This is a genomic window from Enterobacter sp. CRENT-193 (assembly GCF_002787395.1).
Classification (GTDB): Bacteria; Pseudomonadota; Gammaproteobacteria; order Enterobacterales; family Enterobacteriaceae; genus Enterobacter; species Enterobacter hormaechei_C.
This window is the reverse complement of the sequence record NZ_CP024812.1, coordinates 2,328,776-2,345,760: the sequence shown is the minus strand read 5'-3', so window position 1 is coordinate 2,345,760 and position 16,985 is coordinate 2,328,776. Positions and strand designations below refer to the sequence as shown.

The following is a 16,985-nucleotide window of genomic DNA, read 5'->3' as shown; positions in this document are numbered from 1 at the left end:
CCGCTGGGTAATGATAACGACTATTAACTAAATCCCGAATACGGCTTGCACTTAATTGTTTTTATGCTATCGAAATTAATTTCTTGTTTATTCGTGCTATTTTTCTGCCGGTGCGACGGCGTATTTATACATTTCACGGGGTTTTGTACACCTTTCACCCGGGGACGTTGAAGCCGGTTACCCGGATAAAAAGTCAAGGTTATACCGATAACGACGCTGGAAATTCAGTTATTACCCTTTATACTGCCCTATCCCATTACCGCGCGGCCATTACGGGTTAAACACATCGATGAGTCAGACTGAAACTACCGCCCCGAGCAAATTCTCCCTTCTACCGGGCAGCATCACCCGTTTCTTTCTTCTGTTGATCGTTGTGCTGTTAGTCACAATGGGAGTGATGATCCAGAGCGCCGTTAACACCTGGCTTAAAGATAAAAGCTATCAAATCGTCGATATCACCCATGCGGTGCATAAGCGCATTGATACGTGGCGCTATGCGACCTGGCAAATCTACGACAATATCGCTGCCGCGCCCGCCACCTCATCAGGCGAAGGGTTGCAGGAAACGCGCCTTAAGCAGGATGTGTATTACCTTGAAAAACCGCAGCGCAAGACGGAAGCCCTGATTTTCGGCTCGCACGACAGCGCAACGCTTGAGATGACGCAGCGGATCTCCTCCTATCTGGACACCCTGTGGGGCGCCGAGACCGTACCGTGGTCAATGTATTACCTGAACGGTCAGGACAACAGCATGATCCTGATCTCAACCCTGCCGCTTAAGGATCTCTCGTCGGGCTTTAAAGAGACCACCGTTGGCAGTATTGTCGATTCCCGTCGGGCAGAAATGCTGCAACAGGCCAACGCGCTGGACGAGCGCGAAAGTTTCTCGTCATTACGCCGTCTTGCCTGGCAGAATGGTCACTACTTTACGCTGCGAACCACCTTTAACCAGCCGGGCCATCTGGCGACCGTGGTTGCCTTCGACCTGCCGATTAACGATCTCATCCCACCGGATATGCCGCTGGACAGCTTCCGTCTGGAGCCAGACAATAGCACCCAAAATATGCGCTCGCCGTCGGATAAAGAAGGCGCGGACAGCGTAGCGATCTCATTTAATGGCTCAAAGATTGAGATTGCCTCATCGCTCAACTCAACCGGTATGCGTCTGGTGTGGCAGGTGCCTTTTGGCACCCTGATGCTTGATACTCTGCAAAACATTCTGCTGCCGCTGCTGCTGAATATCGGCCTGCTGGCGCTGGCGCTGTTTGGTTACAGCACCTTCCGTTTCCAGTCGGGCCGCCAGAGCGACTCGACGTCGGTATCAGCCGGGACCAGCAACGAACTGCGCATTCTTCGTGCCCTGAATGAAGAGATTATTTCCGTGCTGCCGCTTGGGGTGCTCGTTCACGATCAGGAGGCAAACCGCACGGTAATGAGCAATAAAATTGCCGATCACCTTCTGCCGCATCTTAACCTGCAAAATATTACGGCCATGGCGGACCAGCATCAGGGTGTCATCCAGGCCACCATTAATAATGAACTGTATGAGATCCGTCAGTTCCGCAGTCAGGTCGCGTCGCGCACGCAAATCTTCATCATTCGCGATCAGGATCGCGAAGTGCTGGTGAATAAAAAGCTCAAGCAGGCGCAAAGGCTGTACGAGAAAAACCAGCATGGCCGCGCCGCGTTTATGCAAAATATTGGCGATGCCTTTAAACAGCCGTTGAAGTCACTCGCCACGCAGATTGCTGATCTGAGCACGCCAGAAAGCCGACAGCTAAGCAGCCAGGCCGATTCACTGGTTCGTCTGGTGGACGAAATCCAGCTTGCGAACATGCTGGAGAATGACATCTGGAAGGGCACCCCTACGCTCTTCTCCATCCAGGACCTGATTGATGAGGTGGTGCCGGAAGTCCTGCCGGTGATCAAGCGCAAGGGACTCCAGCTGCTGATCAACAACCATTTACCGGCCAACGACGAACGTCATGGCGATCGCGATGCCCTGCGTCGCATCCTGATGATGTTGATTCAGTATGCCGTCACCACGACGCAGATCGGCAAGATCACCCTTGAAGTCAGCACCGATGAGTCCACCGACGATCGTCTGACGTTCCGCATCCTGGATACGGGCGAAGGCGTGACCGTGAGCGAAATTGATAACCTGCACTTCCCGTTCCTGAACGATACCCAGCGCGACCACTACGGTAAGGCGAATGCCCTCACCTTCTGGCTTTGCGATCAGCTGGCGCGTAAGCTGGGCGGTCATCTGAACATTAAGGCGCGCGAATCCCTCGGCACCCGCTACTCTTTACACGTTAAAATGGCGGCGAATCCACAGGAAGAGGATGAAGAGCGTCTGCTGGACGATGTGGTGGTGATGGTGGATGTGACCTCCAGTGAGATCCGAAATATCGTCGTACGTCAGCTGGAAAACTGGGGTGCGTCCTGCATTACCCCGGACGAAAGGCTCGCGAGTCAAGAATTTGATCTATTTTTAACTGATAATCCGTCTAATCTTACTGCCTCAGGCTTGCTTTTAAGCGATGATGAGCCAGGCGTGCGGAAAATCGGCCCTGGGCAGCTGCGCGTCAACTTTAATATGAGCAATGCAATGCAGGAAGCTGTATTACAACTGATTGAAGAGAATCTGGCGCAGGAAGAGATCCTGGAGTCACCGTTAGGCGGCGATGAAAATGCCGAACTCCATGCCAGCGGATATTATTCGCTCTTCGTTGATACAGTACCAGATGATGTTAAGCGGTTGTATACTGAGTCCGCTGCGCAGGATTTTGCAGCGCTGGCACAGACAGCACACCGGCTTAAAGGGGTGTTTGCCATGCTTAATCTGGTTCCCGGCAAGCAGTTATGTGAAACGCTGGAACATCTAATTCGTGAGAAAGATGCCTCTGGCATTGAAAAATACATCAGCGACATTGACGCTTACGTCAAGAGCTTGCTGTAGCAAGGTAGCCTTATACATGAACAATATGAACGTAATTATTGCCGATGACCATCCGATTGTACTGTTCGGTATTCGCAAATCACTTGAACAGATCGAGTGGGTGAATGTAGTCGGTGAATTTGAAGATTCCACAGCCCTCATTAACAACCTGCCTAAACTTGATGCGCACGTGCTCATTACCGATCTCTCCATGCCTGGAGATAAATACGGTGATGGGATCACGCTCATCAAATACATTAAACGCCACTTCCCGGACATTTCGATCATTGTTCTGACCATGAACAATAACCCGGCGATCCTGAGCGCCGTTCTGGATCTCGATATTGAAGGGATTGTGCTGAAACAAGGCGCACCTACCGATCTGCCAAAAGCGCTGGCGGCGCTACAGAAAGGGAAGAAATTCACTCCTGAGAGCGTCTCACGCCTGCTTGAAAAAATCAGCGCGGGTGGTTATGGCGACAAGCGTCTCTCGCCTAAAGAGAGTGAAGTTCTGCGTCTGTTCGCTGAAGGTTTCCTGGTCACTGAAATCGCCAAGAAGCTGAACCGCAGTATTAAAACCATCAGTAGCCAGAAAAAATCCGCGATGATGAAGCTGGGTGTGGATAACGATATCGCCCTGCTGAACTATCTCTCTTCCGTGACGCTGAGCGCAACGGACAAAGACTGATCCTCGCTGTCTATGCCGGGTGGCGCTCGCGCTTACCCGGCCTACAAACCCCGCAGGCCCGCGCAAGCGCAGCGCCGCCGGGCACATAAAAAAGGCCCTTTCGGGCCTTTTTTATTGTCTCGCTTTTCGTACCCGCTCCGCATAGACGGATAGCGTCTGCTTCAGTACATCCAGCGTGACCGGCTTCGACAGGCAGCTGTCCATTCCCGACTCCAGACAGCGCTGCTTCTCCTCCGCCAGCGCGTTGGCTGTCACCCCCACCACCGGCAGCGTCAGCCCCAGCTGCCGGATACGCTGCGTCAGACGGTAGCCGTCCATGTTAGGCATGTTCACATCGCTGAGCACAATATCAATATGGTTCTTACTTAAGACATTCAGGGCATCCACGCCATCATTGGCCGTTTTACACTGATAGCCCAGAGAGCCAAGCTGGTCTGCGAGCAGACGACGGTTAATCGGATGATCGTCGACGACCAGAATCATCATATCGTCATTCACCGACGCCAGCTCATCAGGGGAAGCCAGCACGGTGGCGCCGTCGCTGTCTTCAAGCTGCACGCTGTAAATGCGCGCCAGCAAGCCCAACAGCTCGTGCGGTGTCGCCACGCTGTGCACCCATACCCCAGGCGAACGCTCAAGCGGAATACCGATATGACGGCGGCAGAACATCACCACGCCGCGCCCCGCCCACGCCTGTTCCGGCTCAACGTCGGTGATCAGCATGTCATCCGCGCCCGGCGTCTGGCCTTCGTAGCGCGAAACCCGCACGCCGCTGCTGGTCAGCATTGAGGTCAGGAAATCATGTAAGGAGGCGTTGTGCACCGCCAGCCAGCAGTGCTTATCGCTCAGGCCGTCGACCGTGGTTTTCGCCGGATAATGCGCCGAATAGAGCGGAATACGAATGGTGAACTGGCTGCCCATACCCGGCTCAGTATCGACAGAGATATCCCCGTCCATCATGCTGATAAGCTTCTCGCAAATAGCCAGACCAAGCCCGGTCCCCTGGAAATTACGCTGGACGCCGGTTCCCACCTGGAAGAACGGATCGAACAGGCGAACAACTTCTTTCGCCGGAATCCCCACCCCCGTGTCGCGCACGCGAATGGTCAGGTACTCCCCTGCCCGACAGACGTGCAGCACAATACAGCCGATATCGGTGAATTTGATGGCGTTGCTCAGCAGGTTTGAGATGACCTGTTGCAGACGCATCGGATCGCCATGCAGCGTCAGGGGCACATCCGGCTCGATAAAGCAGTACAGCCCAAGCTGTTTACGCACCACCAGCGGCAGATAGTTAGCGCAGATATGGTTCATCACCTCGCGCGGGGAGAACTCGCGCGGCTCTATTTTCAACTGCTCGGATTCAATTTTAGAGAAGTCGAGAATATCGCTGATGATTTTCAGCAGCAGGCTGGACGAGTTGTTCATGGCCGTCACCAGCCGGTCGACCCCTTTCGGCAGCTCTTTGGTCTGGAGCAGATCGAGGTTACCGATAATACCGTACAGCGGCGTACGCAGCTCATGACTGACGGTCGCGAGGAACATCGATTTCGACTGACTGGCCTGCTCCGCCGCCTGCGCCATATCCTGCAACGACTCTTCCATTTTCACGCGCGCAGAGACGTCCACCAGCACGCAAATCGCCACGTTTTCATTACGGTAGCGCGAATGGACAAAGCTGATTTGCAGGTTGGTGTGGGTGCTGGTCAGCACATCCACAAAGTTAACCTGTTGCCCACAGATGATCTGCGTTAACCGCTGACGGTCTTCATGCGTTAGCATGTTCAGGTAGTTATGGGCAAGCTCGTTACTGAGGATATTTGTCCCGTCCTGAGTACGCAGGATGCAGATCCCCACCGGTGCCGAGGCGACAATTTTACGGTTAAACTGCTCGTGCTCCTCCAGACGCTGAGCATCCGCCTCCGCCGGAATAAAGATCCGCCGCTCATACATTCTCGCCAGCATAAACAGCGCGACACCTACCGCGATGTTCAACAAAATGGCGTTAAGGATCAGGATGCGAATGCGCTCCAGCACCTTATCCACCGGCAGCGAGTAGACAATGCTCAGCGACGATGGCGGTAAACTTTTCTTGAGCACCAGCTCGCGGAACCCGGAGGTATAGCCAAACCATGACCGCTCCTGCATCCAGCTGGGTTCCACCTTCAGGCGGTTTTCAGGCCCGGTAAGGGAGATGAGCGGATGGCCGTTTTCATCCAGAATGGTCACGCCCATCGGCAGACTGCCCGGCGTGAAGAAGTTTTCCATGCGGATGGTTTGTTCAATCCCCAGCAGCGCTTGCAGGCGGTTTCCGAGGTAAACCGGAGTCAGGGCATAGAAATAGCCGACCCCCATGCGCGGCCCCTGGCTTATCCAGAAGATGTTGTTCCCGCGCTCTTCCTGAGGCGCATTGCGGTATTTCACTATGCGCTCATGCAGGCTTTTCAACGCGTCTTCACGTTCGACGGGCATATCCCGCAGGCCGAAATCTGCCATGCAGAGATTTTCGTTGCTAATCAGGTAGACACGGTTCAGATCGTAAGCGGCCGAGAAGTTATCGCGCCAGTAGCGCATAAACCATGACAGGGACTCCAGTGAACCACGCCAGGCTTTGCCCATGGCGGAACAATCGGAATCCGGGAAGAGCGGTTCGAAATCAGGCACTTCGGTTTTTTCATCCCGACCGCGGATGGCAAGAATGCCGTTCTCCGCCGTCAGTCGATTCTCAGCAATATACTTAAGCTCTTTCATCACGTCAGACGTACGCTGGATATAGCGCTGAGCCTGATCCGAGCTCAAATTAAACTCCTGGCGGATCTCCGCTTCTTTCTGGTGTAACGCGTTAACGATGTAAAACACCGAGAGCAGTGCCACCAGCAACCATAGCAGTAGCGCAAGCGCCCGAAACAGATAGCGGGAGACTTTTAACGTGGTACGAAAGGAGACGAGGTATTTCAAAGGGGCGAGGCTCCGCCGTCGGGGTCAAAAAGAATGTGGTTAAGGTAGCGGTAAACGCGGCTTGTCGCAACGTTCACTTGTCTGCTTGCGCAAAACAAAAGGGCCGGAAACCGGCCCTTTAAGCGTCAGGAGACGTTACTCGTCAGCGTCATCCGCTGCTTCATCATCGATGTCCGCTTCCGGGGCGATTTCATCATCCCCTTCCGCGACGCTGCCGTCGATAGAGTCGAGCTCTTCGTCATCCACCGGCTCAGCAACGCGTTGCAGACCGACGACGTTTTCATCTTCCGCAGTGCGGATGAGGATAACGCCCTGGGTGTTACGACCTACCACGCTGATCTCTGACACGCGGGTACGCACCAGCGTACCGGCATCGGTGATCATCATGATCTGGTCCGCGTCGTCCACCTGCACCGCGCCAACAACGGAACCGTTGCGCTCGGTCACTTTGATGGAGATAACGCCCTGCGTGCCGCGAGACTTGGTCGGGTATTCGCTTTCCGCCGTACGTTTACCGTAGCCGTTCTGGGTGACGGTCAGGATTGCGCCTTCGCCACGAGGAACGATCAGGGAAACAACGGAGTCTTCACCCGCCAGCTTGATACCACGCACGCCGGTCGCCGTACGACCCATTGCGCGCACGGCGTTCTCTTTAAAGCGCACCACTTTACCGGCGGCAGAGAAGAGCATCACTTCATCAGAACCGGACGTCAGATCCACGCCGATCAGTTCGTCGCCTTCGTTCAGGTTCACCGCGATAATCCCGGCAGAACGTGGACGGCTGAACTCGGTCAGTGCGGTTTTCTTCACGGTACCGCTCGCGGTCGCCATAAAGACGTTCACGCCCTCTTCGTACTCGCGTACTGGCAGAATGGCGGTGATACGTTCGTTCGCTTCCAGCGGCAGCAGGTTGACGATTGGACGTCCACGCGCGCCACGGCTTGCTTCCGGCAGCTGATAGACTTTCATCCAGTACAGACGGCCCCGGCTGGAGAAGCAGAGGATCGTGTCATGGGTGTTCGCCACCAGCAGACGATCAATGAAGTCTTCTTCTTTAATACGCGCCGCAGATTTGCCTTTACCGCCCCGACGCTGAGCTTCGTAGTCGGTCAACGGCTGATACTTCACGTAGCCCTGGTGAGACAGCGTCACTACCACGTCTTCGCGGTTGATCAGATCTTCAATGTTGATATCAGAGCTGTTGGCCGTGATTTCGGTGCGACGCTCGTCGCCGAACTGATCGCGAACCAGCTCCAGCTCTTCACGGATCACTTCCATCAGGCGCTCTGCGCTACCCAGGATATGCAGCAGCTCGGCAATCTGCTCCAGCAGCTCTTTGTACTCGTCGAGCAGTTTTTCATGCTCAAGGCCGGTCAGTTTCTGCAAACGCAGATCCAGAATCGCCTGGGCCTGCTGTTCAGTCAGGTAGTACTTACCGTCACGCACGCCGAATTCCGGCTCCAGCCACTCAGGACGCGCAGCGTCATCGCCGGCACGTTCCAGCATCGCCGCCACGTTGCCCAGATCCCATGAACGCGCAACCAGCGACGCCTTCGCTTCTGCTGGCGTCGGCGCACGGCGGATCAGCTCGATGATCGGGTCGATGTTCGCCAGCGCAACGGCCAGTGCTTCAAGGATATGGGCACGGTCGCGCGCTTTGCGCAGTTCGAAGATGGTACGGCGAGTCACCACTTCACGGCGGTGACGCACGAACGCGCTCAGGATCTCTTTCAGGTTCATGATCTTCGGCTGGCCATGGTGCAGCGCAACCATGTTGATACCGAAGGAGACCTGAAGCTGAGTCTGGGAGTAAAGGTTGTTCAACACAACTTCACCCACCGCGTCGCGCTTGATTTCAATCACGATGCGCATACCGTCTTTGTCAGACTCGTCACGCAGCGCGCTGATGCCTTCAACGCGTTTTTCTTTTACCAGCTCGGCGATTTTTTCAATCAGTCGCGCTTTGTTCACCTGATACGGGATCTCGTGAACAATAATGGTTTCACGGCCGGTTTTGGCGTCCGCTTCCACTTCGGCGCGGGCACGGATGTAAATCTTGCCGCGACCGGTACGGTACGCTTCTTCAATACCGCGACGGCCATTGATGATTGCCGCCGTCGGGAAGTCCGGGCCCGGGATGTGTTCCATCAGCCCTTCAATGCTGATGTCTTCATCGTCAATGTAGGCCAGGCAGCCGTTGATCACTTCCGTGATATTGTGCGGCGGAATGTTGGTTGCCATACCGACGGCGATACCGGACGAACCGTTCACCAGCAGGTTTGGGATCTTCGTTGGCATGACGTCAGGAATTTTTTCCGTGCCGTCGTAGTTATCAACGAAATCAACCGTCTCTTTTTCCAGGTCAGCCATCAGCTCATGGGCAATCTTCGCCAGACGGATTTCCGTATAACGCATTGCCGCGGCGGAGTCGCCGTCGATAGAACCAAAGTTACCCTGACCATCTACCAGCATGTAACGCAGCGAGAAGGGCTGCGCCATACGGACAATGGTGTCGTACACCGCTAAATCACCATGAGGATGGTATTTACCGATTACGTCACCAACGACACGGGCAGATTTTTTGTAGGCTTTATTCCAGTCATTGCCCAATACGTTCATGGCGTATAGTACGCGACGGTGTACCGGCTTCAGGCCATCGCGGACGTCCGGCAGCGCACGGCCAACAATGACCGACATCGCATAGTCCAGATAGGAGCTTTTCAGCTCTTCCTCGATGTTAACCGGTGTAATTTCTCTCGCAAGGTCGCTCATCTAACCGCTATCCCTCTACTGTATCCCGGATTCAAAGGTCGCAAATTATAACACAGCCGCGGTGATACAGGTAAACCTATACGCTTTATTCACAGGGATTGCCTGATATACTCATTTGTCTTGCTAAATAAGGAGTAAAAGCGCCCATGAATGCCGAAAAATCCCCGGTGGCTCACAACGTTGACCACGAAGAGATTGCCAAATTTGAAGCGGTGGCGTCCCGCTGGTGGGATCTCGAAGGTGAGTTCAAACCTCTGCATCGCATTAACCCGCTGCGTCTGGGCTATATCGCGGAGCGTTCCGGCGGTCTGTTCGGTAAGAAAGTGCTCGACGTCGGCTGCGGCGGCGGCATCCTGGCGGAAAGTATGGCGCGTGAAGGGGCCACCGTCACCGGTCTGGACATGGGCTTCGAACCTCTACAGGTTGCGCGTCTTCATGCGCTGGAGTCCGGCATACAGGTAGAATACGTTCAGGAAACCGTGGAAGAGCACGCGGCAAAACATGCGCACCAGTATGACGTGGTGACCTGCATGGAGATGCTGGAGCACGTTCCCGATCCGCAGTCGGTCGTCAGCGCCTGTGCAAACCTGGTGAAACCGGGTGGACAGGTCTTCTTCTCGACCATCAACCGCAACGGCAAAGCCTGGCTGATGGCCGTGGTAGGCGCGGAATATGTGCTGCGCATGGTGCCGAAAGGGACGCACGACGTGAAGAAGTTCATCAAGCCTGCCGAACTGCTGGGCTGGGTTGACCAGACATGGCTTAAGGAGCAGCACATGACGGGCCTGCACTACAACCCGTTGACCGATAAATTCAAACTTGCCCCAGGTGTGGATGTTAACTATATGTTGCACACAACCGCCAAAAACGACTAACGTCATTCGTTATTCTTATAAAGATTGCGCGACATCATGTTGCGCAATTCTGACCTCCCGTTGAAGAAATCAGCACTCGATCAAATTTTGAATTTTTTTTCTTAATTATTGACATCTCTTCCAGGCCTTACGGCACGAGGACTTAGCCTTTTTTACCCTTTCACAACCTCAATTTAACGTCAAAATCAACCCTTGTACTGAAAAGAATCCTTACTAGAATACTCACCATATAGCGTTCTTCTTATCGCAAAACCCCTATATGTAGTATTTATCCACAGAGTTAGTCACAAGACGGGTCTGTGGATAAGCGGGGGATATTTTTTATTTCACGGACAGGTAAAAACCCACATGAATCAGAGTCTGCTGGTGACAAAGCGCGACGGTACCACCGAGCGTATCAATCTGGACAAAATCCATCGAGTTCTCGACTGGGCAGCAGAAGGACTGAACAACGTATCTATCTCCCAGGTTGAACTGCGTTCTCACATTCAGTTCTACGACGGCATCAAAACGTCTGATATCCACGAAACCATTATCAAAGCAGCGGCAGATCTGATCTCCCGCGACGCACCGGATTATCAGTACCTCGCTGCGCGTCTGGCGATTTTCCACCTGCGTAAAAAAGCCTACGGTCAGTTCGAGCCGCCGAAGCTTTACGATCACGTAGTGAAAATGGTTGAGCTGGGCAAATACGACACGCATCTGCTGGAAGACTATACGGAAGAAGAGTTCGAGCAGATGAACGGGTTTATCGATCACTGGCGCGACATGAACTTCTCCTACGCGGCGGTGAAGCAGCTCGAAGGCAAATACCTGGTTCAGAACCGTGTAACCGGTGAGATCTACGAAAGCGCCCAGTTCCTCTATATTCTGGTGGCCGCCTGCCTGTTCTCTAATTATCCACGCGAAACCCGTCTGGACTACGTGAAGCGTTTCTACGATGCGGTCTCTACGTTCAAGATTTCTCTGCCTACGCCAATCATGTCTGGCGTGCGCACCCCTACCCGTCAGTTCAGCTCCTGCGTTCTGATCGAGTGCGGTGACAGCCTGGATTCCATCAACGCGACTTCCAGCGCCATCGTGAAATACGTTTCCCAGCGTGCCGGTATCGGCATCAACGCCGGTCGTATCCGTGCGCTTGGCAGCCCGATCCGCGGCGGTGAAGCGTTCCACACCGGCTGTATCCCGTTCTACAAGCACTTCCAGACGGCAGTAAAATCCTGCTCTCAGGGCGGCGTGCGCGGTGGCGCTGCGACCCTGTTCTACCCGATGTGGCACCTGGAAGTGGAAAGCCTGCTGGTTCTGAAGAACAACCGCGGCGTGGAAGGCAACCGCGTGCGTCACATGGACTACGGCGTGCAGATCAACAAGCTGATGTACACCCGCCTGCTGAAAGGGGAAGACATCACCCTGTTCAGCCCGTCCGACGTCCCGGGCCTGTATGACGCGTTCTTCGCCGATCAGGATGAGTTCGAGCGTCTGTACACCAAATATGAAAAAGACGACAGCATCCGTAAGCAGCGCGTGAAGGCGGTCGATCTGTTCTCCCTGATGATGCAGGAACGTGCTTCTACCGGCCGTATCTACATCCAGAACGTTGACCACTGCAACACCCACAGCCCGTTCGATCCGGTGGTTGCGCCAGTGCGCCAGTCCAACCTGTGCCTGGAGATCGCCCTGCCGACCAAACCGCTGGACGATGTGAACGACGAAAACGGCGAAATCGCGCTGTGTACGCTCTCTGCGTTCAACCTGGGTGCGATTAAGAGCCTGGACGAGCTGGAAGAGCTGGCGGTGCTGGCTGTTCGTGCCCTCGACGCCCTGCTGGACTACCAGGATTACCCAATCCCGGCGGCAAAACGCGGCGCAATGGGTCGTCGCACTTTAGGTATCGGCGTAATCAACTTCGCCTACTGGCTGGCGAAAAACGGCAAGCGTTACTCTGACGGCAGCGCCAACAATCTGACGCACCAGACGTTCGAAGCGATCCAGTACTACCTGATGAAAGCCTCTAACGAGCTGGCGAAAGAGCAAGGCGCGTGCCCGTGGTTCAACGAAACCACTTACGCGAAAGGCATTCTGCCGATCGACACCTATAAAAAAGACCTGGATGCGATCGTCAGCGAGCCGCTGCACCTCGACTGGGAAGGCCTGCGCGAGTCCATTAAAACTCACGGCCTGCGTAACTCCACGCTCTCTGCCCTGATGCCGTCCGAGACCTCTTCGCAGATCTCCAACGCCACTAACGGTATTGAGCCACCGCGCGGGCACGTCAGCATTAAAGCGTCGAAAGACGGCGTGCTGCGTCAGGTGGTACCGGATTACGAAACGCTGGGTGACAACTACGAGCTGCTGTGGGAAATGCCAAACAACGACGGCTACCTCCAACTGGTGGGTATCATGCAGAAGTTTATCGACCAGTCGATCTCTGCCAATACCAACTACGACCCGACGCGCTTCCCGTCCGGCAAGGTACCGATGCAGCAGCTGTTGAAGGACCTGCTGACAGCCTACAAATTTGGCGTGAAAACGCTGTACTATCACAACACCCGTGATGGTGCGGAAGACGCCCAGGACGACCTGGCGCCGTCAATTCAGGACGATGGCTGCGAAAGCGGCGCATGTAAGATCTAATAAATTCCCTCACCCTAACCCTCTCCCACAGGGAGAGGGAACTCTTTCCCCCTCTCCCTGTGGGAGAGGGCCGGGGTGAGGGGAAATAACACCACAGGACTCACCGCAATGGCATATACCACCTTTTCACATACGAAAAACGACCAGCTCAAAGAGCCGATGTTCTTCGGCCAGCCGGTCAACGTGGCACGCTACGATCAGCAAAAATATGACATCTTCGAAAAGCTGATTGAAAAGCAACTCTCCTTCTTCTGGCGTCCGGAAGAAGTTGACGTTTCCCGCGACCGTATCGATTTCCAGGCGCTGCCGGAACACGAAAAGCACATCTTCCTCAGCAACCTGAAGTACCAGACGCTGCTGGACTCCATTCAGGGACGTAGTCCGAACGTGGCGCTGCTGCCGCTAATCTCGATTCCTGAGCTGGAAACCTGGGTAGAAACCTGGGCGTTCTCCGAGACGATCCACTCCCGCTCTTACACCCACATCATCCGCAACATTGTGAACGATCCGGCGGTGGTGTTTGACGATATCGTCACCAACGAACAGATCCAGAAGCGCGCCGAAGGCATTGCGCACTACTACGACGAGCTGATCGAGATGACCAGCTACTGGCATCTGCTGGGCGAAGGCACGCATAACGTGAACGGCAAAACCGTTACCGTAAACCTGCGGGCCCTGAAAAAGCAGCTCTATCTGTGCCTGATGAGCGTCAACGCGCTGGAAGCAATCCGCTTCTACGTGAGCTTCGCCTGCTCCTTCGCGTTTGCCGAGCGCAAGCTGATGGAAGGTAACGCCAAAATTATCCGTCTGATCGCCCGTGACGAAGCCCTGCACCTGACCGGCACCCAGCATATGCTAAACCTGCTGCGCAGCGGTGCGGACGACCCGGAGATGGCGGAAATCGCCGAAGAGTGCAAACAGGAGTGCTACGACCTGTTCTTGCAGGCCGCCCAGCAGGAGAAAGAGTGGGCAGACTACCTGTTCCGCGACGGCTCCATGATTGGCCTGAACAAAGACATTCTGTGCCAGTACGTGGAGTACATCACTAACATCCGCATGCAGGCTGTGGGTCTCGATCTGCCATTCCAGACGCGCTCTAACCCAATTCCGTGGATCAATACCTGGCTGGTGTCCGATAACGTGCAGGTTGCGCCGCAGGAAGTGGAAGTGAGTTCTTATCTGGTCGGTCAGATTGACTCTGAAGTCAACACCGACGACCTGAGCGACTTCCAGCTCTGATGAGCCGCGTAACGCTGAGCCTTTCTGGTACAGAGGTGTTGTGCCAGGAAGAGCATCCTTCTCTGCTGGTGGCGCTTGAAGCGCATCAGGTTGAGGTAGAGTACCAGTGTCGTGAAGGCTATTGCGGTTCCTGCCGCTGCCGTCTGGTCGCAGGCCAGGTGGACTGGCTGACCGAACCGCTGGCCTTTATCAGTGAAGGGGAAATTTTGCCCTGCTGCTGCCGGGCAAAAGGCGATATAGAGATCGAGATGTGATTATGTCGGGTGGCGCTTCGCTTACCCGACCTACAAAACCGCAGTTCGTAGGCCGGGTAAGGCGCAGCCGCCACCCGGCAATTTCAGCGTTTATCCTTCAAAAAGCTCACCGCTTTATCCGGGAAATCCGTAAACAACCCGTCCACATCCGCCTGGTTATACAGCACGTCGTAAAGCTGATTCACGTCCGTCGCATACTCCGGCAGCTGGTCTGCGCGTACGGTATACGGATGCACCTGCATCTTGCTCGCATGCGCCTCTTTCACCATCGCCGTCAGCTTCACGTGACCCGGCGTTGAGCCTTCCGCCACCAGCATGTGGTAATCCGGCCCGATGCCGTCGGCGTACTGCGCAATCTGCTTCATCGCGCCCGGCTTAAACATCCAGTCGTAGCTGTAGTTCACCCACTTCCCGTCCGGCTGTTTTTCCTGAGTTTCATTCCAGTCGGTATAGGCAATCAGCTGCACCAGATTGAGATCCATCCCCATCTTCGGCTCCAGCTCAGTTTTGATGCGCTTCAGTTCCGCGGCATCGAAACATTGCAGGAAAACCTTATCCTGCTTGCTGGTGTAGCCGTACTTTTTCAGTACCTCCAGCGTCTTCGCGGCAATGTCCTTCCCTTCCTGATGGTGGAACCACGGCGCTTTGATTTCCGGGTAGATACCGATATTTTTTCCTGTCGAGTGGTTCACCCCCTGAACAAACTCGATCTCCTCTTCGAAGGTGTGAATACGGAAGTCAGACTTGCCCATCGGGAAACGTCCTGGATAGACCTGTACCTTCTTACCGTTTTCAATCTCGAAGCCCTCGGTAAACTTCAGCGAGCGGATCTCCGCCAGCGTGAAGTCGATAGCGTAGTAGCGACCATCTTTACGGGCGCGATCCGGGAAACGCTCTGCCACGTCCGTGACGCGGTCAAGATAGTGGTCATGCAGAACGACCAGCTGGTCGTCCTTCGTCATCACCAGATCCTGCTCCAGATAATCCGCGCCCTGGGCATAGGCCATCGCTTTTGCCGGCAGCGTATGCTCCGGCAGATAACCGCTGGCGCCACGGTGGGCGATCACGATCTTATCTGCCGCCAGCGCGGAGCCTGTCATCAGGCCCGCCAGCAGCAGGCCGGTTGCTAACTGAGTTAATTTCATCGCAATGCTCCTTATTGACGACGCGCCAGTACTTCGGCGTGGTGACGTTTTTCACCAATCATCACAACAACCAGCAGCAGTACCGCCAGCACGCTTCCGCCGATCATCACCATAAAGCCGCCGTCCCAGCCGAAGAAGTCAACGGTATAGCCCACAATGGCGCTCGCCGCGACCGAACCGCCGAGATAGCCGAACAGACCGGTAAAGCCCGCAGCCGTGCCTGCCGCTTTCTTCGGTGCCAGCTCCAGCGCGTGCAGGCCGATCAGCATAACCGGACCATAAATCAGGAAGCCGATGACGATCATACAGGCCATATCCACACCCGGATTACCCGGCGGGTTAAGCCAGTAAACGACCGTCGCGATGGTCACCAGCGTCATAAAGAACACGCCCGTTGCCCCACGGTTGCCCTTAAACACTTTGTCCGACATCCAGCCGCAGATCAGCGTGCCGGGAATGCCCGCGTATTCATACAGGAAATAGGCCCAGGAAGATTTATCCAGCGCGAAATGCTTCACCTCTTTCAGGTAAGTCGGGGACCAGTCGAGGATGCCGTAACGCAGCAGGTAGACAAACACGTTCGCCACCGCGATGTACCACAGCAGCTTGTTCGGCAGCACGTACTTCATGAAGATCTGCTTTGCCGTCAGCTCTTCTTCGTGCTTCTCGCTGTAATCATCCGGGTAGTCGTTTTTATACTCTTCGATCGGCGGCAGGCCGCAGGACTGTGGGGTGTCGCGCATCAGAGCGAAGGCGATAATCGCCACCAGAATGGCGCCAAAGGCTGGCATATAGAGCGCGGCATGCCAGTCGTTGAACCAGGCCATCCCCAGCAGGAACAGCAGCGGCGGAAGCCCGCCCCCGACGTTATGCGCACAGTTCCAGACCGATACAATTCCACCACGCTCTTTCTGTGACCACCAGTGAACCATGGTGCGTCCGCATGGCGGCCATCCCATCCCCTGGAACCAGCCGCAGAGGAACAGCAGCACGAACATGATGGCAATGCTTGAGGTCGCCCACGGCACAAAGCCCATGAACAGCATCACCGCTGCCGCGAGGATCAGACCGGCGGGCAGGAACACGCGCGGATTCGAACGATCCGACACCGACCCCATAATGAACTTTGAAAAACCGTACGCGATGGAGATCCCCGACAGCGCAAATCCCAGATCGCCGCGAGAGAAGCCCTGCTCCACCAGGTACGGCATGGCGAGCGCAAAGTTTTTACGTACCAGATAGTACGCCGCATACCCGAAGAAGATCCCGAGGAAAATTTGCCAACGCAGACGGCGGTAGAGAGGATCAATCTCTGCCTCTGGCAGTCGCGCCCGATGTGGCGCAGGTTTAAAGATACTGAGCATAACAGCCTCCGTGGCCTTTCAAAAATGACCGGGCATCTCGCGCCCGGCTACAGAGGCGGCGATGTTAAGAAATCACGGTGAATGTTACTGTGAATCAACGCACAGATTGTTACAG

Annotated in this window: 10 protein-coding genes; 6 read left to right on the top strand and 4 right to left on the bottom strand. The window is 55.0% G+C overall.

The features are described from left to right. Positions 1-289: 289 nt before the first annotated feature. Complete coding sequence (rcsD, locus tag CU081_RS11555; RefSeq protein ID WP_003859403.1) at positions 290-2,962, top strand: phosphotransferase RcsD; 2,673 nt, start codon at positions 290-292, stop codon at positions 2,960-2,962. A gap of 16 nt (positions 2,963-2,978) precedes the next feature. Further along, positions 2,979-3,629, top strand: a complete 651-nt coding sequence (gene rcsB / locus CU081_RS11550) for a response regulator transcription factor RcsB (protein WP_003859405.1) — start codon at positions 2,979-2,981, stop codon at positions 3,627-3,629. Between the two features lie 111 nt (positions 3,630-3,740). On the opposite strand, the gene rcsC is transcribed toward rcsB, so the two are convergent. Beyond that, the gene (gene rcsC, locus CU081_RS11545; protein WP_022651523.1) at positions 3,741-6,587 is read right to left on the bottom strand and encodes a two-component system sensor histidine kinase RcsC; all 2,847 of its coding nucleotides are present in this window, start codon (positions 6,585-6,587) and stop codon (positions 3,741-3,743) included. A 135-nt stretch (positions 6,588-6,722) separates the two neighbouring features. Further along, the gene (gene gyrA, locus CU081_RS11535; RefSeq protein ID WP_058647509.1) at positions 6,723-9,359 is read right to left on the bottom strand and encodes a DNA topoisomerase (ATP-hydrolyzing) subunit A; all 2,637 of its coding nucleotides are present in this window, start codon (positions 9,357-9,359) and stop codon (positions 6,723-6,725) included. A 146-nt stretch (positions 9,360-9,505) separates the two neighbouring features. On the opposite strand from gyrA, the gene ubiG reads away from it, so the two are divergent. The 4 genes from ubiG (at position 9,506) to yfaE (ending at position 14,361) form a co-directional block, all read left to right on the top strand. After that, entirely contained in the window at positions 9,506-10,234 is a 729-nt protein-coding gene (ubiG, locus tag CU081_RS11530) for a bifunctional 2-polyprenyl-6-hydroxyphenol methylase/3-demethylubiquinol 3-O-methyltransferase UbiG (RefSeq protein ID WP_003859413.1), read from the top strand. 348 nt (positions 10,235-10,582) lie between these two features. Continuing rightward, positions 10,583-12,868, top strand: a complete 2,286-nt coding sequence (gene nrdA, locus CU081_RS11525; protein WP_003859415.1) for a class 1a ribonucleoside-diphosphate reductase subunit alpha — start codon at positions 10,583-10,585, stop codon at positions 12,866-12,868. Positions 12,869-12,976: 108 nt separating this feature from the next. Beyond that, positions 12,977-14,107, top strand: a complete 1,131-nt coding sequence (nrdB, locus tag CU081_RS11520; protein ID WP_003859417.1) for a class Ia ribonucleoside-diphosphate reductase subunit beta — start codon at positions 12,977-12,979, stop codon at positions 14,105-14,107. Further along, positions 14,107-14,361, top strand: a complete 255-nt coding sequence (gene yfaE / locus CU081_RS11515; RefSeq protein WP_003859419.1) for a class I ribonucleotide reductase maintenance protein YfaE — start codon at positions 14,107-14,109, stop codon at positions 14,359-14,361. Before nrdB ends, yfaE begins: the two co-directional genes overlap by 1 nt. An 83-nt stretch (positions 14,362-14,444) precedes the next feature. On the opposite strand, the gene glpQ is transcribed toward yfaE, so the two are convergent. Together glpQ and glpT are read right to left on the bottom strand one after the other, a co-directional pair. Beyond that, the gene (gene glpQ, locus CU081_RS11510; protein WP_003859421.1) at positions 14,445-15,506 is read right to left on the bottom strand and encodes a glycerophosphodiester phosphodiesterase; all 1,062 of its coding nucleotides are present in this window, start codon (positions 15,504-15,506) and stop codon (positions 14,445-14,447) included. An 11-nt stretch (positions 15,507-15,517) separates the two neighbouring features. Further along, positions 15,518-16,870 carry a glycerol-3-phosphate transporter gene (gene glpT, locus CU081_RS11505; protein WP_003859423.1) on the bottom strand — a complete coding sequence of 451 codons (1,353 nt, stop codon included), beginning with the start codon at positions 16,868-16,870 and terminating at the stop codon, positions 15,518-15,520. Positions 16,871-16,985: the final 115 nt, after the last annotated feature.

What these genes read in the sequence shown, in the direction of transcription:
- rcsD (WP_003859403.1), top strand. Translation starts at nt 290, where the DNA reads ATGAGTCAGACTGAAACTACCGCCCCGAGCAAATTCTCCCTTCTACCG.
- rcsB (WP_003859405.1), top strand. Translation starts at nt 2,979, where the DNA reads ATGAACAATATGAACGTAATTATTGCCGATGACCATCCGATTGTACTG.
- gyrA (WP_058647509.1), bottom strand. Translation starts at nt 9,359, where the DNA reads ATGAGCGACCTTGCGAGAGAAATTACACCGGTTAACATCGAGGAAGAG.
- ubiG (WP_003859413.1), top strand. Translation starts at nt 9,506, where the DNA reads ATGAATGCCGAAAAATCCCCGGTGGCTCACAACGTTGACCACGAAGAG.
- nrdA (WP_003859415.1), top strand. Translation starts at nt 10,583, where the DNA reads ATGAATCAGAGTCTGCTGGTGACAAAGCGCGACGGTACCACCGAGCGT.
- nrdB (WP_003859417.1), top strand. Translation starts at nt 12,977, where the DNA reads ATGGCATATACCACCTTTTCACATACGAAAAACGACCAGCTCAAAGAG.
- yfaE (WP_003859419.1), top strand. Translation starts at nt 14,107, where the DNA reads ATGAGCCGCGTAACGCTGAGCCTTTCTGGTACAGAGGTGTTGTGCCAG.
- glpQ (WP_003859421.1), bottom strand. Translation starts at nt 15,506, where the DNA reads ATGAAATTAACTCAGTTAGCAACCGGCCTGCTGCTGGCGGGCCTGATG.
- glpT (WP_003859423.1), bottom strand. Translation starts at nt 16,870, where the DNA reads ATGCTCAGTATCTTTAAACCTGCGCCACATCGGGCGCGACTGCCAGAG.